Origin of the sequence: Pandoraea pneumonica, from assembly GCF_049918595.1 — a bacterium.
Taxonomy (GTDB): Bacteria; Pseudomonadota; Gammaproteobacteria; order Burkholderiales; family Burkholderiaceae; genus Pandoraea; species Pandoraea pneumonica_A.
In genome coordinates this window covers 24,258-44,988 of sequence record NZ_JBNCRZ010000004.1, presented here as the reverse complement: position 1 = coordinate 44,988, position 20,731 = coordinate 24,258, and the positions used below count along the sequence as shown (strand labels likewise).

19 protein-coding genes and 1 tRNA gene are annotated in these 20,731 nt (G+C 62.0%); 10 read left to right on the top strand and 10 right to left on the bottom strand.

The genetic code is table 11. From position 1 onward, the window contains the following. Nucleotides 1-79 precede the first annotated feature (79 nt). The 3 genes from cgtA to rplU form a co-directional block, all read right to left on the bottom strand. Complete coding sequence (gene cgtA / locus ACPWR9_RS16745; RefSeq protein ID WP_426299443.1) at nucleotides 80-1,222, bottom strand: Obg family GTPase CgtA; 1,143 nt, start codon at nucleotides 1,220-1,222, stop codon at nucleotides 80-82. 149 nt (nucleotides 1,223-1,371) lie between these two features. Next, nucleotides 1,372-1,632 (bottom strand): 50S ribosomal protein L27, encoded by a 261-nt coding sequence (rpmA, locus tag ACPWR9_RS16740; protein ID WP_010803931.1) that lies wholly within the window; start codon nucleotides 1,630-1,632, stop codon nucleotides 1,372-1,374. Between the two features lie 28 nt (nucleotides 1,633-1,660). After that, the gene (gene rplU, locus ACPWR9_RS16735; RefSeq protein ID WP_010803930.1) at nucleotides 1,661-1,972 is read right to left on the bottom strand and encodes a 50S ribosomal protein L21; all 312 of its coding nucleotides are present in this window, start codon (nucleotides 1,970-1,972) and stop codon (nucleotides 1,661-1,663) included. A 329-nt stretch (nucleotides 1,973-2,301) separates the two neighbouring features. Here rplU and ACPWR9_RS16730 point away from each other — a divergent pair, with 329 nt between their 5' ends. The 9 genes from ACPWR9_RS16730 (at nucleotide 2,302) to yacG (ending at nucleotide 9,963) form a co-directional block, all read left to right on the top strand. Beyond that, the gene (locus ACPWR9_RS16730) at nucleotides 2,302-3,231 is read left to right on the top strand and encodes a polyprenyl synthetase family protein (RefSeq protein WP_426299927.1); all 930 of its coding nucleotides are present in this window, start codon (nucleotides 2,302-2,304) and stop codon (nucleotides 3,229-3,231) included. A gap of 24 nt (nucleotides 3,232-3,255) precedes the next feature. Further along, nucleotides 3,256-3,332, top strand: a tRNA-Pro gene (locus ACPWR9_RS16725). 253 nt (nucleotides 3,333-3,585) lie between these two features. Then, a complete protein-coding gene (locus ACPWR9_RS16720; protein WP_426299441.1) occupies nucleotides 3,586-4,875 on the top strand; it encodes an HlyC/CorC family transporter in 1,290 nt (429 codons plus the stop codon). Between the two features lie 163 nt (nucleotides 4,876-5,038). Beyond that, nucleotides 5,039-6,220, top strand: a complete 1,182-nt coding sequence (locus ACPWR9_RS16715) for a GspE/PulE family protein (protein WP_426299439.1) — start codon at nucleotides 5,039-5,041, stop codon at nucleotides 6,218-6,220. After that, complete coding sequence (locus ACPWR9_RS16710) at nucleotides 6,201-7,430, top strand: type II secretion system F family protein (protein ID WP_426299437.1); 1,230 nt, start codon at nucleotides 6,201-6,203, stop codon at nucleotides 7,428-7,430. The genes ACPWR9_RS16715 and ACPWR9_RS16710 overlap by 20 nt, the downstream gene beginning before the upstream one ends. After that, nucleotides 7,427-8,239 (top strand): prepilin peptidase, encoded by an 813-nt coding sequence (locus ACPWR9_RS16705; RefSeq protein ID WP_426299435.1) that lies wholly within the window; start codon nucleotides 7,427-7,429, stop codon nucleotides 8,237-8,239. The genes ACPWR9_RS16710 and ACPWR9_RS16705 overlap by 4 nt, the downstream gene beginning before the upstream one ends. Then, nucleotides 8,236-8,850 (top strand): dephospho-CoA kinase, encoded by a 615-nt coding sequence (coaE, locus tag ACPWR9_RS16700; protein WP_426299433.1) that lies wholly within the window; start codon nucleotides 8,236-8,238, stop codon nucleotides 8,848-8,850. The genes ACPWR9_RS16705 and coaE overlap by 4 nt, the downstream gene beginning before the upstream one ends. 158 nt (nucleotides 8,851-9,008) lie before the next feature. Further along, a complete protein-coding gene (gene zapD / locus ACPWR9_RS16695; RefSeq protein WP_426299431.1) occupies nucleotides 9,009-9,764 on the top strand; it encodes a cell division protein ZapD in 756 nt (251 codons plus the stop codon). A 4-nt stretch (nucleotides 9,765-9,768) separates the two neighbouring features. Beyond that, a complete protein-coding gene (gene yacG, locus ACPWR9_RS16690) occupies nucleotides 9,769-9,963 on the top strand; it encodes a DNA gyrase inhibitor YacG (protein ID WP_150681047.1) in 195 nt (64 codons plus the stop codon). Between the two features lie 149 nt (nucleotides 9,964-10,112). Here the strand turns inward: yacG and ACPWR9_RS16685 are convergent, their stop codons facing one another. From ACPWR9_RS16685 to secA, 4 genes are all read right to left on the bottom strand, one after another. Then, nucleotides 10,113-10,547: an NUDIX domain-containing protein gene (locus ACPWR9_RS16685; RefSeq protein WP_426299429.1), complete on the bottom strand. Its 435-nt coding sequence runs from the start codon at nucleotides 10,545-10,547 to the stop codon at nucleotides 10,113-10,115. Nucleotides 10,548-10,617: 70 nt separating this feature from the next. Continuing rightward, nucleotides 10,618-11,508 (bottom strand): ATP-binding protein, encoded by an 891-nt coding sequence (locus tag ACPWR9_RS16680; protein WP_426299427.1) that lies wholly within the window; start codon nucleotides 11,506-11,508, stop codon nucleotides 10,618-10,620. A gap of 69 nt (nucleotides 11,509-11,577) precedes the next feature. Then, nucleotides 11,578-12,807 carry a bifunctional glutamate N-acetyltransferase/amino-acid acetyltransferase ArgJ gene (gene argJ / locus ACPWR9_RS16675; RefSeq protein WP_426299425.1) on the bottom strand — a complete coding sequence of 410 codons (1,230 nt, stop codon included), beginning with the start codon at nucleotides 12,805-12,807 and terminating at the stop codon, nucleotides 11,578-11,580. A gap of 184 nt (nucleotides 12,808-12,991) precedes the next feature. Next, nucleotides 12,992-15,787 (bottom strand): preprotein translocase subunit SecA, encoded by a 2,796-nt coding sequence (gene secA, locus ACPWR9_RS16670; RefSeq protein ID WP_426299423.1) that lies wholly within the window; start codon nucleotides 15,785-15,787, stop codon nucleotides 12,992-12,994. 330 nt (nucleotides 15,788-16,117) lie between these two features. Here secA and ACPWR9_RS16665 point away from each other — a divergent pair, with 330 nt between their 5' ends. Next, nucleotides 16,118-16,561 (top strand): DciA family protein, encoded by a 444-nt coding sequence (locus ACPWR9_RS16665; RefSeq protein ID WP_426299421.1) that lies wholly within the window; start codon nucleotides 16,118-16,120, stop codon nucleotides 16,559-16,561. Between the two features lie 122 nt (nucleotides 16,562-16,683). Here ACPWR9_RS16665 and lpxC read toward each other — a convergent pair whose 3' ends face one another. The 3 genes from lpxC to ftsA form a co-directional block, all read right to left on the bottom strand. Beyond that, nucleotides 16,684-17,598: a UDP-3-O-acyl-N-acetylglucosamine deacetylase gene (lpxC, locus tag ACPWR9_RS16660; protein ID WP_058376190.1), complete on the bottom strand. Its 915-nt coding sequence runs from the start codon at nucleotides 17,596-17,598 to the stop codon at nucleotides 16,684-16,686. Nucleotides 17,599-18,184: 586 nt separating this feature from the next. Further along, a complete protein-coding gene (gene ftsZ, locus ACPWR9_RS16655; RefSeq protein WP_426299419.1) occupies nucleotides 18,185-19,375 on the bottom strand; it encodes a cell division protein FtsZ in 1,191 nt (396 codons plus the stop codon). Between the two features lie 116 nt (nucleotides 19,376-19,491). After that, on the bottom strand, nucleotides 19,492-20,724 hold the full coding sequence (ftsA, locus tag ACPWR9_RS16650; protein ID WP_010806905.1) for a cell division protein FtsA: 1,233 nt from the start codon (nucleotides 20,722-20,724) through the stop codon (nucleotides 19,492-19,494). Nucleotides 20,725-20,731: the final 7 nt, after the last annotated feature.

Here is a 20,731-nt window from a genome sequence, read left to right as displayed (position 1 = left end):
CGATCACGGCCAGCGCGGCCGGACCACCGGCGGCGACGTCATGCCGACGACACCGCCCGTGTCTTGAGTGATGTGGAGTTTACGCCTTTGGCGTATCGTCCGGGGGCGTTTGTGGTGCTGGGTCAGCCGCGGGCGCGGCTTCCGGCGATGCACTGCCCGCGCGGAATCGCGGATCGAGCGCGGCATCTTCGAGCGCTTCTTCCACGGCACCGCGTTGTTGATACAGATACTCCTGAACCGACAGGCACAGATGTTCGCAGCCTTCGCCGGTCAGCGCCGAGATCTGGAACGTCGGACCCTCCCACTCGTAACGCTTGAGGAAGTCGGCCACGCGCTCGGCACGCTCGTCTTCCGGGATCATGTCAACCTTGTTGAGCACCAGCCAGCGGGGCTTTTCGAAGAGCTGCTGATCGTACTTCTGCAATTCGAGCACGATGGCCTTCGCATCCACGACCGGATCGACACCTTCGTCGAACGGTGCGATGTCCACGATATGCAGCAGCAAGCCCGTGCGCTGCAAGTGACGCAGGAACTGGTGACCCAGCCCGGCGCCTTCCGCGGCACCCTCGATCAAACCGGGAATATCGGCGATCACGAAGCTCTTGCCGGGCGCGGTGCGCACGACACCGAGGTTCGGGTGAAGCGTGGTGAACGGATAGTCGGCAATCTTCGGACGGGCGTTCGACACCGACGCGATGAAGGTCGACTTGCCCGCATTGGGCATGCCGAGCAGGCCGACGTCCGCGAGCACTTTGAGCTCGAGCTGGAGCATACGGCGCTCGCCGGGCTTGCCGTCGGTCTTCTGACGGGGCGCACGGTTCGTGCTCGACTTGAAGTGGAGGTTACCCAGACCGCCTGCACCGCCTTGTGCGAGCACGACTTCCTGACCGTGTTCGGTCAAGTCGGCGATGGTCTCGCCGGTGTCCATGTCGCTGATGATGGTGCCGACCGGCATACGCAGGAAGACGTCGTCGCCGCCCTTGCCGTAGCAATCCGCACCCCGCCCCGACTCACCGTTGCGCGCCAAGTGCTTCTTGGAGTAGCGGTAGTCGATCAGGGTATTGATGTTGCGATCTGCCACGGCATACACGCTGCCGCCGCGACCGCCGTCGCCGCCGTCCGGTCCGCCGAACGGCACGAACTTCTCACGGCGCATCGATGCCGAGCCATTGCCGCCGTCCCCGGCGATCACCTCGATACGCGCTGCGTCAATGAATTTCATGGTTCCGTTCCGCCTTATCGACCGTCCGTAGACGATGCTAATTCTGTACAACGCCCCGTGCAATCCGCGAAATCTCGCGCCCTTTGCGCCGGGACAAACAAAAAAGGCTCCGCATGAGAGCGGAGCCTTTTGGTGGCAAAAGGCTTAGCTTACGCTGCCGGCACCACGCTAACCACTTGCTTCTTCGCTGCGCCCTTGACGGCGAATTGCACGTGGCCATCGGCCAATGCAAACAGCGTGTGGTCCTTACCGATACCGACGTTTTCGCCGGCATGCATACGAGTACCGCGTTGGCGAACGATGATGCCGCCAGCCAGGATTGCCTGACCGCCGTACACCTTCACGCCGAGGCGCTTCGACTCGGAATCGCGGCCGTTACGGGACGATCCGCCTGCTTTTTTGTGTGCCATGACTTAACTCCTTACCTAGCTCGATCGATTAGCCGTTGATGCTGTCGATGCGCAGCTCGGTGTAGTTTTGGCGATGGCCTTGACGCTTTTGGTAGTGCTTGCGACGGCGCATCTTGAAAATCTTCACCTTGGGGTGACGACCCTGGGCGATAACGGTAGCCTTGACGGAAGCCCCACTGACCAACGGTGCACCGAACTTAATCGATTCACCCTCGCCGACGGCGAGAACCTGGTCGATGGTGATTTCAGCGCCAATGTCAGCCGGTATCTGTTCTACTTTGAGTTTTTCGCCAGCAGCAACCTTATATTGCTTGCCGCCGGTTTTTATGACCGCGTACATTGTTGAACCTCACTCATAAACAAGAGATATTTCTTCGTGCAGGCCGAGGGTCCCGAAAGGACGCTTCTTACCGGCCGAACATTGCCCGCAGCCCGTCATACTTAGGTATTTTCGGACTTGTTGCGAAGAATGCGCGCACGAAAACCGGGGATTATACAGACTTTCTCCTTTTGCGTCAAAGACTTCCGTGAACGCAGTCATTCCGCGGGGCTGGTGCCCGAAAGTTGCCGCGTCCACTATATAATTTGGGGCGAATTTTTCCTCACCCGAGCCTTGTCTTGACTGCTTCGACTTCTCCCCAGAACGTACTGGCCGCCATCGCCGACGACATGCGTGCCGTCGACCAGCTTATCCGCCACCGGCTGGCCTCCGAGGTGGTCCTGATCAATCAGATCTCGGAGTACATCATCAATTCGGGCGGCAAACGCCTGCGTCCGGCCTTGTTGCTGCTCGTCGCGAATGCGCTGGGCGTCACTTCGCCACACCGTTTCGAATTGGCCGCCGTCATCGAATTCATCCACACCTCGACACTGCTGCACGACGACGTGGTCGACGAATCCGACCTGCGCCGCGGCCGTCAGACGGCTAACGCCCTGTTCGGCAACGCGGCGTCGGTGCTGGTCGGCGACTTCTTGTACTCGCGCTCGTTCGAGATGATGGTGAGCGTGGACAACATGCGTGTGATGCAGATTCTTGCGCGCGCGACGAACGTCATCGCCGAAGGCGAAGTGCTTCAGTTGCTCAACATGCACGACCCGGACGTCGACGAAGCGCGTTATCTCCAGGTCATCAAATACAAGACGGCCACGCTTTTCGAAGCGGCGACGCAACTCGCCGCGGTATTGGCGAATGCGGATGCACAGACCGAAGCGGCCGTCCTCGAATACGGCGGCCGTCTCGGCACGGCGTTCCAATTGATGGACGACTGGCTCGATTACGCCGGCGACACCGATGCGATGGGCAAGAATGCCGGCGACGATTTGCGCGAAGGCAAGCCGACGCTGCCGCTCATTCACGTGCTTCAACATGGCACCCCGGACGAGCGCGCGCTGGTGCGTGAAGCTATCGAGAATGGCGGCACCGACAAGTTCGAGCCGATCCTTGCCGCGATCACGCGCACGGGTGCACTCGACTACACGCTGGCACGCGCACAAGAAGAGGCCGATGCCGCCGCACAAATAATTTCTGCGCTTCCCTCTTCACAATACAAAAATAGCCTGCTAGAATTGTGTTCTTACTCGATAGCGCGACGCACTTAACACGCGGAGCAGCAAAATCGAAAGCGGGGTGTAGCTTAGCCTGGTAGAGCGCTACGTTCGGGACGTAGAGGCCGGAGGTTCGAATCCTCTCACCCCGACCAAGATTCACTTTGCTCTCATGCAAAGCAAAAAAACCGCCGGATTCGTCCGGCGGTTTTTTTATTTCTGCGGCCGTAATGATTGCGGTCGTTTTTGTTTCAGTCTTCGTTCGGATTTCGACGTCGCAGGCAGCACCAATGCCTTGCACTCCATGGCATCCGCAGAAGTCTCGCCAGCCCTTGGGCCGACGCAATTCCCCCTCTGCTATAGTGGCACCTCATTGCCACCGCCCGCGCCATCTGCGCACATATACGCTTGGATTCCCTGCCCTTATGGGCGCAAATTTGCGCCGTCGCCCTGCTGATCGTCTGCTCGGGCTTCTTCTCGATCTCCGAGACGAGCATGATGGCGCTCAACCGCCATCGCCTGAAACATCTTGTACGGGTCGACGTGCGAGGTGCCAAGGCCACACAGGGTCTGCTCTCCCGCACCGAAGACTTGCTCTCGACGATTCTCGTCGGCAATAACGTCATCAATACCGTCGTCCCGGTACTCACCACGTCCATCGCGGTGCGCTACTTCGGCAACGACGCGGTCACGCTCACGGTGGCGACCGCGCTCATCGCTTTGCTCATCATCGTGTTCGCGGAGATCGGTCCGAAGATCGTCGGCGCGACCTATCCCGAGCGCATCGCACTGCCCGCCAGCACACTGCTCAAACCCATCGTCACGCTCGCCACACCGCTCGTGTGGGTGCTCAACGGTTTCGTGCGCGGCATTCTGCGCGTGATCGGTATCGACACACGCCGCGCGGCCAATGAAGCTCGCCTCACGACCGAAGAACTACGCACCATCGTGCTCGAAGCCGGCAACTACATGCCGACCAAACCGCGCAGCGTGCTACTCAATCTGCTCGATCTGGAGAACATCGCCGTCGATGATGTGATGGTGCCGCGTGCGCGCATCGAAGCGCTCGATATCTCGGCCCCGCTCGACACGATCCTCTCGCAGCTCGAGACCTGCTATCACAACAAGCTGCCGGTCTATGACGGCGATATCGATCGCGTGGTCGGCATCTTGCCGGTGCGCCGCACGCTCGCCGCGCTGCGCCACCCGGACGATCTCACTGTCGACACGCTGCGTGCGCTGTTGGTCGAGCCGTATTTCATCCCCAGCGATACGCCTGCGCTGCGTCAGTTGCAGTACTTCCAGGAGAACCATCGACGCGTGGGTCTCGTCGTCAACGAGTACGGCGAGGTCGAAGGACTCGTGACGACCGAAGACATCATCGAAGAACTGATCGGTGAATTCACGACGAGCACACCCGGGTCCGGAGGCAGCCGCTCGGGGTGGAACGCAGAGAACGAATGCCTGGTCGGCGGCGGTGTCGGCTTGCGCGATCTGAATCGGCGGTTGGGTCTGCATCTCCCCACCGACGGCCCCAAAACACTCAACGGCCTGATCCTCGAAGTGCTGCGAGAAATTCCGGAAGCCGCCGTGAGTCTGGAAGTCAGCGGCGTGCGCATGGAGATCGTGCAGATCGACAATCAGGCGATCAAGACCGTGCGGCTGTTCAAGCCGGAAGGCCATAAGGCAGGCACATAACGCAGTAACGCAGAGCGAACGACGAGATCGGTGTGAATTTCTCCTGCTCAGTTCCTCCCGCTCACTGCGCGTAACATCGCCCTATTTTTCGGGCAATTCCGATTGAGATCCCATAGGGTTTTGACGAGACTGAAGCTTCACAACGCTCTCGCCAAACCCTGTCATGTCATCGCCCCTTCAGTATCTCGAGCAAGTGTTCGGCGAAGCGGTGCGCGCCGGTGCCTCCGATATTCATCTCGAACCGATGGCGCGACGCTTCCGCATTCGCCTGCGCGTCGACGGCCTGCTGCACGAACACGCCGACGTGCCGATGGCATGGCGCGATATGCTCGTCGCGCGGCTAAAGGTGCTCGCGCATCTGGACATCTCCGAGAAGCGCCTGCCGCAAGACGGCCGCATGCTGTGGCGCGAAGCGAACGAGCCCGTCGAATGCCGTGTGAGCACGCTCCCCACGCTGTATGGCGAGAAGCTCGTCGTGCGTCTGCTCGATGCGGCGAAAGTGCCACTCTCGCTCGAATCCCTCGGCTATACCCCTGAGCAATACCTTGCACTCGTACGAGCGATTGCGCGCCCGCACGGCATGATTCTGCTCACGGGCCCCACGGGCAGCGGAAAAACCGTCTCGCTCTACAGTTGCCTGAGGCGGCTTAACGATGCCACGCGCAATATCGTCACGATCGAAGACCCGGTTGAAATCCGGCTCCCCGGCGTCACCCAGGTGAATCTTAACGAGCGAGCCGGACTCGACTTCGCGACGGCGCTGCGGGCCTTTCTTCGACAAGATCCCGACGTGCTGGTCGTGGGCGAAATCCGCGATGCGCACACCGCGTCGATTGCAGTGCAGGCGGCGCAAACCGGTCACCTCGTTTTCGCCACCGTGCACGCGAACGACGCGTCGAGTACCGTCGCCCGATTGCTGGACCTTGGCGTCGCCCCGTTCAATCTTTCTTCCTCACTGCTGCTGATAAGCGCCCAGCGTCTCGTCAGGCGGCGTTGTCCGGCGGGGTGCGAAATCGCGAGCGCTCGCAAGGATGCGTCAACGATAGTCGCATCCGACGCGCACGAGACAAGCCCCAGCAACACGGAAAAAAACCATGAGCCGCACCAGCGCCGCCACACGTGCATGCGCTGTCACGACACCGGATTTGCCGGGCGAATCGGCGTGTTCCAGGTGATGCCGGTCAGCGCCACTCAGGCCGTCAATATTGCGCAATCTCGCAGCCCGCACGATCTGGCTGCGCAGGCGGCGAGCGAAGGCGTGATGACGTTGCGCGACGCAGGTCTGTGGCATGCCGCTGCGGGCACCGTCTGCCAGGAGGACATCGATGCGACAACACCGGCCTGACGCGGCGCTGAATCACTGGCACTGGCGTGGCCGTGATGATCAGGGTCACGAGAAGCACGGTGAACTGATCGCAAACGGCGAGGCAACCGCACGGCTTCTGCTGCGACGACAACGAGTGGCGGTCACGCATTTAAGCGCCGGTCGCCGTCATAGCCCAACCATCCGCGTCAACGCCACGGACGCGGCCAACCTCATGCGACGCTTGGCCACCTTGCTTGGTGCCGGGGTGCCGTTGACCGCTGCGCTCGATGTCCTCGCGCGTGGCGCGCACACTCGCGGGCTTAAGCGTCTTGCGCGTGAGATCGCGCGGGACGTCAGGCAAGGTTTTGCGCTAGCGCAGGCCATGTCACGCGCGACGCGTCATTTCAGTGCGGTCGATTGCCAGTTAGTCGCGGCGGGCGAGCTTGGCGCGCAACTCCCTGCCACACTCGCACGCCTGAGTGCACAACGCGACCATACCCGCGCGCTGCGCGACAAGCTTCAGCGTGCACTCGCCTATCCGCTGACTGTGTTGGGCATCGCCGTTATGGTCGTGATCGCGCTCCTGCACTGGGTCATCCCCGAATTCGAGCGGCTTTTCGCCAGTGCGGCAGGCGGCGGTGTCCCACTACCGCCGCTCACACGCGGGTTAATCGATCTTTCGCGTGCGACACTCGTCGACGGCCCATGGGTGCTGGCCGCCACCGGTGCAGCAGCGATCGCCCTGAGCGTGACGCTTCGGCACAGCACGCGCGCCCGGCGCTTGCGCGACCGTTTGCTTCTGCGGCTGCCCGGCGTCGGTCCCATCGTGCGCATGACGTGCGCAGCGCGCTGGGCGCGCACGCTCGGCACGCTGCTCGACGCGGGCATTCCACTGGCCGACGCCATGGACGCTGCGGCCAACGCCTGCGGCAATCTCGTCATCCGTGAAGCCGCCCATGCGGTGCACGTCTCAGTCGCCCGCGGGGCGCGCCTCGCGAGTGCGCTGGAGGCCGACGCGCACTGGCCGCTGGTCATCGCTCAACTCGCCGTAGTGGGTGAGGAATCGGGTACACTCGGGCGCATGCTCAACCAGGCGGCCGGTCTGCTCGACGAAGAAGCCGCACATACGCTGGTGAGCGCCTGCGCGACGCTCGAACCCATGATGATTACGTTTCTCGGCCTGCTGATCGGTGGCATGGTGCTTGCCATGTATCTGCCGATGTTCCAACTCGGATACGGTGTCGCATGAACGGCTACGCGGAGCCCCTTCTCATCGACTTTCTCGCGCAACTGGCGCCGCATTGGCGCTTCGCGCTCTTTGCGGCGGCGGGCATCGTCGCTGGCCTCGTTCTCGACCTCGCCGTACGCCGTGTGCCGGTTGCCGTCGAACGCGCCTGGCTAGCCGAAATGGAAGCCATCGGGCCCGGCGAGGCGACCACACCTCAGGCCTCCATCAGCGCCCTGTCTGCCGAGCGTTTCCAAGCCGTGCCAATGCCCGACGCTGCGCCGACGCGACGCTGGCAACTGTCGCTGCTCAGCGCCTTACTCAGCGTTGGCGTGGCGTGGCGCTTCGGCCCGACGTGGCAAAGCATAGGCGCACTCGGTCTCGTGTGGACCCTCATCACGCTCGCCTACATTGATTACGACACGCAACTGCTACCCGACATCCTCACGTTGCCACTACTGTGGGCGGGCTTGCTGTGTAATCTTGGGCATTGGTATGCGGCACTCCCCGACGCCGTCATTGGCGCGGCCGCCGGCTACGCGAGCCTCTGGGTGCTCTACTGGATCTACTGGCTGATACGTCGGCGCGAGGGCATGGGCTTCGGCGACTTCAAACTCTACGCGGCACTCGGTGCCTGGCTCGGGTGGGCGGCCTTGCTGCAAATTATGACGATCGCATGTTTGCTAGCGATCGTGGTGGCAGGCAGCGCTTGGCTCGCGGGCCGCTTGCGCAGCGATCAGATGTTTCCGTTCGGGGCATTTCTCGCCGCTGCTGGGATCGCCACGCTGTTCGGCGGTAACGAATTGATGATGTGGATTGGAGGGACCCCATGACTTACGCCATCGGCCTGACCGGCGGCATCGGCAGCGGCAAGACCACTGTCGCCAATTTGTTCGCAGCACATGGCATCGCCATCATCGATACCGACGCCATCGCCCATGGCATCACAGCGCCAGGCGGGGCTGCCATGCCCGCCATCCGTCAGACGTTCGGCGACGCCTTCGTCGCCCCGGACGGGTCGCTCGACAGAGCCCGCATGCGCGAACTCGTCTTTGCCGATAACGATGCAAAAGCGCGTTTGGAGGCGATTACCCATCCGTTGATCCGTACCGAGTGCGAACGCGCCGCCGCCGAAGCGAGCAGTCCTTATCTGATTTTTGTCGTGCCGCTGCTGGTCGAGTCCGGCACGTGGCGCGAGCGCGTCCAACGCATCGTCGTCGTCGACTGTCCGGAAGAGACGCAGATCGCGCGTGTTATGGCGCGTAATCAATTCTCTCGCGAGCAGGTGCTGGCAATCATGGCGCGGCAAGCCACGCGCGCGCAGCGGTTGGTCGTGGCCGACGATGTCGTCGACAACGACACGCAACATAGCGCGCTTACCTCACGCGTCGACCGGCTGCACGCGCAGTATCTCAAGCTGGCCGAACTGGCGGCGCGACACTGACCAATTTCGCGGCGCCATGACACCGTTATGTGACCCGGCAGGCAGCGCGTTCAGCGATTGCGGCCCATCGAACGCCGACTCGCGTTGCACCTCGACAGATTCCCGCATTAGAATGTCGCCATTACGCTGAAAAGCGCCAACTTCTAGGCCAACGCGCTTTGATCCTGTACGAATATCCGCTCAACGAACGCATTCGCACGCTGCTTCGGCTAGAAGAGCTGTTCGGGCGCTTTGCCTTTTTCGTCGGACAGGATCAGCCGCTCGATCATCACGCGGCGCTGATCACGATGTTCGAAATTGCGGACATCGCGGGCCGCTCCGATCTGAAGAACGATCTGGTCAAAGAACTGGATCGCCAGCGTCTGACGCTTCAGACCTATCGCGGCAACCCCGACATTGCCTCCGACGCGCTCGAACAGTTCATCGACGAAGTCGAGCGTGCGATCGCCAATCTCAACCTGATTCCCGGCAAACCCGGCCAGCACTTGAACGACAACGAGTGGCTTTCGAGCATTCGCAGCCGTTCCGTGATTCCGGGGGGCACCTGCCGCTTCGACCTGCCGTCGTACTACGCCTGGCGTCACAACGACGCTGAGCAGCGTCGTCAGGACATCGACAAGTGGATTGGTCCGCTCTTGCCGCTGCGAGATGCCATTGGCATCGTGCTCGGTCTGGCGCGCGAATCGGGCCATGCCAGCAAGGCGATGGCGCAGCAAGGCAGCTATCAGCAGATGCTGACGGGTCGCGTCTACCAGCTCATGCAGGTGCGCGTTGCCGCCGATCTGCGCGTGATCCCGGAAGCCAGCGCCAATAAGTACATGCTTTGGGTGCGTTTCACCACGCAGGACGGCGATTTGAAGCCCCGTCCGGTCGACAGCGACGTACCTTTCCTGCTGACCCTCTGCAATCTGTAAAGTCATGACAACCGTCGTCAATTGTCCGACCTGCGGCAAGAAAGTCGTTTGGGGGCCTGAAGCCAAGTTTCGTCCGTTCTGCTCGGATCGATGCAAGCAGATCGATATCGGCGCGTGGGCTGCGGAGAAGTACACGATTCCCGCAGAAGCCGCCGACGATCCGTCGCAAGATTCGCCGCTGGACCCGACGCAGCGCTAAGGACGGCACTTACCGCGCACCATCGACGCACGGCACTGAAACAACAAAGGCACCCTCGGGTGCCTTTGTGTTTTCGGGCGTAGCAAGTCGTGCGAGACGCCGGCCAACGTCCGACGACAGTTGGACGCAGCGAAGGCTTGCCCCTTATCTCACGCTTTACCCGCCATTTCCTCGGCCAGCCACTTGAGCGGCGGCTCGGCAGCCGGCAGCAACGGTGTCACGCCCACGGGCGGCCGCTCCCACGCCAGTGCCTGCCCTTCCTTGCCGTGCGGCTCGCCGTCCCATGCCGTGACCTTGCAGAAATGCAGACGCACGTAAGCATGCGGGTAGTCGTGCTCCAGCACACGCCACGGGGCGCAGCGCACCACCGTCACGCCCAGTTCTTCGTGCAGCTCGCGCGCGAGCGCCGCCGCCACCGACTCGCCGGCTTCGAGCTTGCCGCCCGGAAACTCCCAGTAGCCGGCATACGGCTTGCCGACGGGGCGTTGCCCCAGCAGCACCGTGCCGTCGGGGCGCACCATGACACCAACCGCCACTTCCGTGATGGCACGCCCATCGGGTGCATATCGCTTCGATTCAGTCATATTTCTGCGCTTGTTTTACCGGGCGCGCCGTCACCGCGCGCCCAATGCCTTTCAACGGATCGACACGCGATCAAGAAGCCTTCGCCGCACCACCCGCACTGCTGAGCTTGCCCGCCCAGTCGCGTGCAAACTGGAACGCCACACGCCCGGAGCGCGAACCGCGCTCCAGCGCCCAGATCAACGCTTCGTGCCGCGCGCCTTCCAACTGATCGGCCGGCACGCCGAAGTGTTGCAGCCAGTGACCGACGATCGTCAGGTAGTCGTCCTGCTTGAACGGGTAGAAGCTCACCCACAAGCCGAAACGCTCCGACAGCGAGATCTTCTCTTCGATGACTTCGCCTGGGTGGATCTCGCCGTCTTCGGTATGCCGATAGCTCTCGTTGTCCTTCATGTACTCGGGCAACAGATGGCGGCGGTTCGACGTGGCGTAGATCAGCACGTTGTCCGATTGCGCAGCAATCGAGCCGTCGAGCGCGACCTTCAGCGCTTTGTAACCCGATTCGCCATCTTCAAACGACAGGTCGTCGCAGAACACCACAAACCGCTCCGGACGCGCCGAAATCAGGTCGACGATGTCGCCCAGATCGACCAGATCGTCCTTGTCCACTTCGATCAGACGCAGACCTTCGCTCGCGTACTGGTTCAAGCAGGCCTTGATCAGCGACGACTTGCCGGTGCCGCGAGCACCGGTCAGCAGCACGTTGTTGGCCGGCTCGCCACGCACGAACTGACGCGTGTTCTGCTCGATCAAGCCCTTCTGGCGCTCGATGTTTTGCAAATCGCCCAGCGTGATTTCCGAGACGTGCGCGACCGGTTGCAGGTAACCGCGGCCCTGCTTCTTACGCCAGCGAAACGCCACTGCCGCGCGCCAATCGATCTCGGGGACGGCCGGGGGCAACATCGCCTCCAGTCGGGCCAGCACGCCTTCGGCGCGCGTGAGGAACTGCTCCAACTTGTCCATGCTTCGAATCCTTGCGCTGGCGAGGAACGCCAGTCGATGTCTCGTCGTTCGGTGTTGCCGCGTCAGGGCTTAGGAGCGGTAGTCCGCGTTGATGCTCACGTAGTCGTGCGACAGATCGCAAGTCCACAGCGTGGCTGCAGCGTCGCCGCGACCGAGCACCACGCGCACCGTGATCTCGCTCTGCTTCATCACGCGCTGGCCATCTTCCTCGCGATAGTCGGCATTGCGGCCACCGGCACGGGCAACCAGCACGTCGTCCAGATACAGGTCGATCTTGCTGACATCCAGGTCGTTCACGCCGGCGTAGCCAATCGCCGCCAGAATGCGGCCCAGGTTCGGGTCCGAGGCGAAGAACGCCGTCTTCACGAGCGGCGAGTGACCAATCGCGTAGGCAATTTGGCGGCACTCCGCCACATCGCGCCCGCCTTCGACGGTCACGGTGATGAACTTGGTCGCGCCTTCGCCGTCGCGCACGATCAGCTGTGCCAGCTCCTGCGAAATCGACAGCAACGCATCGCGCAACGCGGCAAATGCCGGGGTGTCGGTGCTGGCAATTTCCGGCAATTCGGTCTGCCCCGTGGCCGCCACGATGAACGAGTCGTTCGTGGACGTATCGCCGTCGATGGTGATGGCGTTGAACGAGCGGTCGGCCACGTACTTCACCAGCGCGTCGAGCACCGGCTGTGCCACGCGGGCGTTGGTACCGACGAAGCCGAGCATGGTCGCCATGTTCGGCTTGATCATGCCAGCGCCCTTGCTGATACCGGTCATGACGATGGTCTTGCCGTCGATCACAACTTCACGCGAAGCGGCCTTCGGCAGCGTATCGGTCGTCATGATCGATTGCGCAGCTTCGTACCAGTGCGCGGGTGCCAGATTGGCGATCGCCTGCGGCAGGCCAGCGACCAGACGATCGACCGGCAGCGGTTCGAGAATCACGCCCGTGGAGAACGGCAGAATTTGGTTCGGTGTGACCGACAACAGCTTGGCCAGCGCGTCGCACGTGGCGCGCGTGGCAGCCATCCCCGGCTCGCCGGTGCCTGCGTTGGCATTGCCGGTGTTCACCACCAGCGCGCGAATACCGGCGTGCGCGGCCAGATGCTCCTTGCACACGGTGACCGGTGCAGCGCAGAAGCGATTCGTCGTGAACACGCCCGACACAGTGCTACCGGCGGCTAGTCGCATGACCAGCACGTCCTTGCGGTTCGGCTTACGGATATTGGCTTCGGCCCAGCCCAGTTCGACGCCGGGGACGGCGCGCAGTTGGGAGGCTTCGATCGAGGGGAAATTGACGGCCATGAGGGTTCGCCCGCGAGAGGTAAAGGTTGCATCTCCCGCCCTGGCAATGTCGGCACGACAGCCCGCCCGGGCGGCGGTTGATCGGTGCGGCCCGGGACTGACACCCGCTGACGAGCAACATTCCCGGCGCCACAAACGACTCGGCGCCGATTTTTGGTCGGCGCCGCGTCGCTCGGTTCACATCTTAAGACAGTTTGCCGTGGCAGTGCTTGAATTTCTTGCCGCTGCCGCACGGGCACGGATCGTTGCGGCCAACCTTCGGCAGCAGATCGTCGCCGCCGGCCACCGCTGCGGCTGCCGAGGCAATCGCAGCGACCACCGGACGCCCGGCGTCCTCGTCGACCTCGCCCTCACCGCCCACGGTTTCGAGTTCGTCATGCTTGAACTCGATGTTGACCAGTCCACCCGCGTTTTCGTCGAGCGATTCGGTCGCTTGCTCCAACTCTTCCTGCGACTGAATCCGCACGTTCATGATGACGCGCGTGACTTCCAGCTTGATGGTCTCAAGCAACTGGGCGAACAGTTCGAACGCCTCGCGCTTGTATTCCTGCTTCGGATTCTTCTGCGCATAGCCGCGCAGATGGATACCTTGGCGCAGGTGGTCGAGTGCGGCCAGATGCTCGCGCCAGTTCGAATCGACGCTTTGCAGCATGACCGAGCGCTCGAAGCCCGAGAACGACTCGCGACCCACCAGTTCGATCTTGGCGGCGTAGGCAGCCTCGGCAGCGTCGAGCACTTCCTTCAGGATGTCTTCGTCGTCGATCTCGTCGGCGCCTTCGATACGCGATTGCAGCGGCAGATCCAACTGCCATTCTTCGCGCAGCGTCGTCTCAAGGCCCTTCAGATCCCACTGTTCTTCGACGGTACCGGCCGGCACATACGTGCGCACGATATCTTCGAACACGCTCTGACGCATGCCCGCGATGGTCTCGGAAACGTCTTGCGTCTCGAGCAGTTCGTTACGCTGCTGATAGATCACCTTGCGCTGATCGTTGGAAACGTCGTCGTACTCGAGCAGTTGCTTACGCACGTCGAAGTTACGCGCTTCGACCTTGCGTTGTGCCGACTCGATCGAGCGCGAAACGATACCCGCTTCGATGGCTTCGCCTTCCGGCATCTTCAGGCGATCCATGATCGCGCGCACACGGTCGCCCGCAAAAATGCGCAGCAGCGGATCTTCCAGTGACAGATAGAAACGCGACGAACCCGGGTCGCCCTGACGGCCCGAACGGCCGCGCAGCTGGTTGTCGATACGGCGCGATTCGTGACGCTCGGTGCCGATGATGTGCAGACCGCCAGCGGTCTTCACTTGCTCGTGCAGACCTTGCCACTCGTCTTGCAACTGCTTGATACGGCTTTGCTTGTCGGCGTCCGACACGCTCTCGTCGGCTTCGATGAACGCCGATTGCTTCTCGACGTTGCCGCCCAGCACGATGTCGGTACCGCGACCGGCCATGTTGGTGGCGATGGTGATCACCCCCGGACGGCCTGCCTGCGCCACGATCTCGGCTTCGCGAGCGTGCTGCTTGGCGTTGAGCACCTGATGCGGCAGCTTTTCGCGCGTGAGCAGTTGCGAGAGATATTCCGACGTTTCGATCGAGGTCGTGCCCACCAGCACCGGCTGGCCACGCTCGACGCAATCGCGAATGTCCTTGATGACCGCGTCGTACTTCTCTTTCGCGGTCTTGTAGATCTGATCCTGACGGTCGATCCGCTTAGGCGGACGGTTGGTCGGAATCACCACCGTCTCGAGACGGTAGATTTCGTTGAATTCGAAGGCTTCGGTATCCGCCGTACCCGTCATGCCCGAGAGCTTGGCGTACATGCGGAAGTAGTTCTGGAACGTGATCGAAGCGAGCGTCTGATTTTCGTGCTGAATCGTGACGTGTTCCTTCGCTTCCACGGCCTGATGCAGGCCCTCGGACCAGCGACGGCCCGCCATCAGACGGCCCGTGAATTCGTCGACGATGACGATCTCGTCGTTCTGCACCACGTAATGCTGGTCCTTGTGGAACAGCGTGTGCGCGCGCAGGGCAGCGTACGCATGGTGCATCAGCGTGATGTTCTGCGGTGCGTAGAGGCTGTCGCCCTCGGCGATCATGCCCCACTCGGCGAGCAGTTGTTCTGCCTTCTCGTGGCCGCGCTCGGTCAGGAACACCTGACGCGCCTTCTCGTCGAGCGTGTAGTCGCCCGGCACTTCAACGCCCGTGCCGTCGGCCTTTTCTTCGCCGATCTGACGCTCGAGCATCGCGGGCAGGCGATCCATTTTGACGTACAGCTCGGTGTGATCTTCGGCCTGACCCGAGATGATGAGCGGCGTACGGGCTTCGTCGATCAGGATCGAGTCCACTTCGTCGACGATGGCGTAGTTCAGGGCTCGCTGCACGCGCTGCTCGGTCTCGTAGACCATGTTGTCGCGCAGGTAGTCGAAGCCGAATTCGTTGTTCGTGCCGTACGTGATGTCGGCAGCGTAAGCGGCTTGCTTCTGGTCGTGCGGCATCTGCGACAGGTTGATACCCACCGACAGACCCAGGAAGTTGTACAGACGCGCCATCCATTCGGCGTCGCGCTGAGCCAGGTAATCGTTGACGGTAACGACGTGCACGCCCTTGCCCGAGAGGGCATTGAGATAGGCCGGCAACGTGGCGACGAGCGTCTTGCCCTCACCCGTGCGCATTTCGCCGATCTTGCCGAAGTGCAGCACCATGCCGCCGATCAGCTGCACATCGAAGTGACGCATCTTCAGCACGCGCTTGCCAGCTTCACGGCAGACGGCAAAGGCTTCGACGAGCAGCGAATCGACGCTCGCCCCTTGGGCGATACGTTGCTTGAATTCCTCAGTCTTGCCGCGCAGCTGCTCGTCGCTCAGTTGGGCGATCTGCGGCTCGAGCGCGTTGATCGCCGCGACGGTTTTCTGGTACTGCTTGATGAGCCGCTGGTTGCGGCTGCCAAATACTTTTTTGAGAAGACCGGGAATCATCGGATCACTGGTTAGGGCGGCAAATGTCGTTCGCAAGCTTGCGGACGGTCAAAGGAACAAGGTCCGAGCGCCACGAAATTTCCCCCGTGACATCCGGACCGCCCGACGCGCCTGCGCACTGCGGGTCACCAGCATTTGGCAGACTTGCCACACGCTGGTTCGATACCTGTTCTAAAAAATGGATTCTAGCATGCTGCGGTGATACGCCCGGGCGGCTTGGCGTCTCGCGCAGCCATGGTTTCACGCACTCGGCCGGGGCGACGCTCGATCGCGGGGTAGAATATGCGGCAACCTCTGTCTCATCATATGAAACGACCCAAAGCACCTCGCGTGGCCCGATCGCTGGACGCCCTGTTATCCGCCTCTGACGGCGCGGGGTCACTGCTGGCTGCCGCCGAGCAGCTCGGCCGCCTGGAGCGCGATGTGCACGCGTTGCTGCCTGCGCCGCTGGCCGTGAGCGTGCGTGTCGCGCCGCCGCGCGACGGAGCGCTCGTTTTTCTCGTCGCCAATAACGCACTGGCGGCACGGCTGCGTCAGCAAACGCCGTCGCTCATCGACGGGCTCGCCGCGCGTGGGTGGCTGATTCGCACGATTCGCATTCGTGTGAGCATTACCGCCCCCGAGCCGCCCAAGCCCCCCAAGGAAGCCCGTCTCTCACGGCAAGGTCTGGTAAGCCTGCGCGATCTGCGCGACACGCTGGAGCCTTCCCCCCTTCGCGATGCGCTCGCCCGCCTGGTCGCACGACACTCTTACGGCGGCACGCGCAAGCCCTGAGAATGACATCGGCCACGGGCCGCCGAAACTTATCGCGCGTCAAATAAAAAAGCGCCGGATATCCGGCGCTTTCGTTTTGTTACATCCGCACCGTTTCCGGCACGTCGCATCGTTCGCGTGAATTATGCGAACTGCGTTTGCGGTTCGAACTGGAAGCCGCGCGGGGCGTCTTCGGCACGCTCGAATGTCACCACTTCGAACGCTTCCTGTGCGAGAAGCTCGCGCAGCAGTTGGTTGTTCAAACCGTGGCCCGACTTGTAAGCCGTGTACGACGCCAGCAACGGGTGACCGATCACATACAGATCGCCAATCGCATCGAGCATCTTGTGCTTCACAAATTCGTCGTCGTAGCGCAGCCCGTCATTATTCAGAATGCGGTACTCGTCGAGCACGATGGCGTTGTCCATGCTGCCGCCACGGGCCAGACCCAGCTCGCGCAGCATTTCGACTTCATGCGCGAAACCGAACGTGCGGGCACGGGCGATTTCCTTCGCGTAAGACGTTTCAGCGAAATCGACTTCCAGCGCTTGCCCCGTGCGGTCCACTGCCGGGTGACGGAAATCGATCGTGAACTTGAGCTTGAAGCCTTCGAACGGATCCAGACGGGCGAACTTGTCGCCTTCGCGAATCTCGACCGGCTTGGTCACACGGATGAATTTCTTGGCGGCGGGCTGCTCTTCGATGCCAGCCGACTGGATCAGGAAGACGAACGTTGCAGCGCTGCCGTCCATGATAGGAATTTCTTCGGCGGTCACATCGACATACAGGTTGTCGATGCCCAGCCCTGCGCATGCCGACATCAAGTGTTCCACGGTGGAAACACGCGCACCATCCTTCTGCAACACCGACGCGAGACGCGTGTCGCCAATCGCCATCGCCGACGCCGGAATCTCCACAGGGGGATTCAGATCGGTACGGCAAAAGACGATGCCGGTATTCGGCGGCGCCGGACGCAGCGACAACTCGACCTTGCGACCGGAGTGCAAGCCGATGCCGACTGTCTTGGCGATGGATTTGAGAGTGCGCTGCTTGAGCATGCTATTTATTAAAACTATCGGACGCTAATGACCATAGATCGAATTATATCAGATCGGCGCCTTCATCGTTGTGCCACAAACACAACGAATCGTTACTAAACATTTTGGATTCTGCCTCACCGGTATGCCTTTGAAACATCCCGTCATCGGAAATAGGCCATTTCGCTTTCTAGCGACGACCCTTGCCTCAAGGTATTTCGCTGCCCTTCGATCCGTCCAACGTCCATCGTAGAACAATTGGCGATCAGCTTCAGGGCACCCCGTCCACCGCGACGGAGGCATGCCGCGGCGGTCGGGGGACAGACCCGCGAGACCGGGTCAGGGACGACAGACGCTTACCCGTAACGTCCATCACCTGTTACGCGTTGACACCTCATGCGACTCTGGTTGTCGCAACACCGAGACATCAACCCACATAACAACCTTGCCGTATCGCCGTTCGGACTCGTACTGCGGCGCGCCATCCCCACACCGAAAGGCATGGTTCATAGGGCGGCGACGAATCCTCACGACGACCTGCGTAGGTCTCGCGATTCCCAAGGTGCGGCGGCGCCAGGCACTGGCACCCGGCCCGCGCGCAACCCTGTCAGTCGGCTTGCTTGCGCAGGAAGGCCGGGATGTCGTACGTGTCGACACCCTTTTCCTGCAACGCGGCGACGTGCGAGGCTGCGGTCTCGCGCGTGCTGCGCCACACGGCCGGCGTATCCAGCGCGCCGTAGTCCGTACCGGCTGCCTGACCGACGTTCGGCACGTGGCCCGTCGCGATCGGCATATTGTCGGTACCGGTCTTGAGCAGCGTCATCGGTGCAGCGGCCTTCTTCGCCACGGCACGGCCCAGGCCCGTTGCGACCACGGTCACGCGCAGTGCATCGCCCATCTTGTCGTCGTAGACGGTACCGAAAATCACGGTCGCGTCTTCGGCGGCGTAGCTCTTGATGGTGTTCATCACTTCACGCGTTTCCGACAGACGCAGCGAACGCGAAGCCGTGATGTTGACCAGCACGCCACGTGCGCCCGACAGGTCCACGCCTTCGAGCAACGGGCTTGCCACGGCTTGCTCGGCAGCCAGACGCGCACGATCGACACCGGCAACCGTTGCCGTGCCCATCATCGCCTTGCCCTGCTCGCCCATCACCGTCTTCACGTCTTCAAAGTCGACGTTCACCAAACCGTCGACGTTGATGATTTCGGCGATACCGGCCACGGCGTTGTGCAGCACGTCGTCGGCGCACTGGAAGCACTTGTCCATCTCGGCATCGTCGCCCATGACTTCGAACAGCTTGTCATTGAGCACGACGATCAGCGAGTCGACGTTGTCTTCCAGCTCTTGCGCGCCCGTCTCGGCCACACGCATACGCTTGCCGCCTTCGAACTCGAACGGCTTCGACACCACGCCAACGGTCAGGATGCCCATTTCCTTGGCGATCTGTGCCACCACCGGTGCCGCGCCCGTGCCCGTACCGCCGCCCATACCGGCGGTGATGAACACCATGTGCGCGCCACGCAGTGCATCGGCGACGCGCTCACGCGCTTCGTCCGCTGCCGCACGGCCCATCTCCGGCTTCGCGCCAGCACCCAGACCGGTCTTGCCGAGCTGAATGTTCACGGCAGCCTGCGAGCGGCCCAGTGCCTGTGCGTCCGTGTTCATGGCGATGAATTCCACGCCTTGCACACCGCGGTTGATCATGTGCTGGACGGCATTGCCGCCAGCGCCACCAACACCCACCACCTTGATGATGGTGCCGTTGGTTTCCGTTTCCAACATTTCGAAGTTCATAGCGCCTCCAGTGAATTAAAAACAGATCCGGCACTGCCTGAACACAAGCCGCTCGGGTAAGCCGCCCATGGGTTCAACACCGAATCCACACCCCTCAAACAACCTAATAAAACGACTTAAAAATTGCTGAAGAACCAGTCGCGCATGCGCGTCCACACCTGGTTCGCTTGTCCCGATTGCACGGCGACCTTACGGCCACGCATGCGTTGCGAGCGCCCCTCGAGCAGCAGGCCCATCGCCGTCGCGTAGCGCGGGCTGCGCACGACGTCGGCCAAGCCGCCTGCGTACTCCGGCACGCCGATACGCACGGGCTTGAGGAAGATGTCCTCGCCCAGTTCGACCATGCCCGGCATCATCGCTGCGCCGCCCGTGAGCACGATGCCCGAGGACAGCAATTCTTCGTATCCCGACTCGCGCACCACTTGCTGCACCAACGAGAACAGTTCTTCCACGCGCGGTTCAATCACCGCCGCGAGTGCCTGACGCGAGAGCGTGCGCGGACCGCGCTCGCCAAGGCCCGGCACTTCGATCATTTCGTCCGGATCGGCCAGCGACTGCTTGGCGATGCCGTGTTGAATCTTGATGTCTTCCGCATCGGGCGTCGGCGTACGCACGGCCATCGCGATATCGCTGGTGATCTGATCGCCAGCGATCGGAATCACAGCCGTGTGACGGATCGCGCCTTCGCTGAAGATCGCGATATCGGTCGTGCCGCCACCGATATCGATGAGCACCACGCCCAGTTCTTTCTCGTCTTCCGTGAGCACCGAAATGCTCGACGCGAGCGGTTGCAGAATCAGGTCGTTCACTTCGAGGCCGCAGCGGCGCACGCACTTCACGATGTTCTGTGCGGCCGACACGGCGCCGGTCACGATATGCACCTTCACTTCAAGACGAATGCCGCTCATGCCGATCGGCTCGCGCACGTCTTCCTGACCGTCGATGATGAATTCCTGGGTCAGGATGTGCAGCACCTGCTGATCGGTCGGGATGTTGATCGCCTTGGCGGTCTCGATCACGCGCGCCACATCGGCCTGCGTCACTTCCTTGTCCTTGATCGCCACCATGCCGCTCGAATTGAAGCTGCGGATGTGGCTGCCGGCAATGCCCGTGAACACGTTGGTGATCTTGCAATCGGCCATCAACTCCGCTTCTTCGAGCGCACGCTGAATCGACTGCACGGTGGCCTCGATGTTGACCACGACGCCCTTTTTCAGACCTCGCGATTCACTCTGACCGAGACCGATCACTTCATAACGGCCTTCAGGGCGCAGCTCGGCCACCACCGCCACGACTTTCGACGTGCCGATATCGAGGGCGACCAACAGATCCTTGTAATCTTTGCTCATAGCGTGT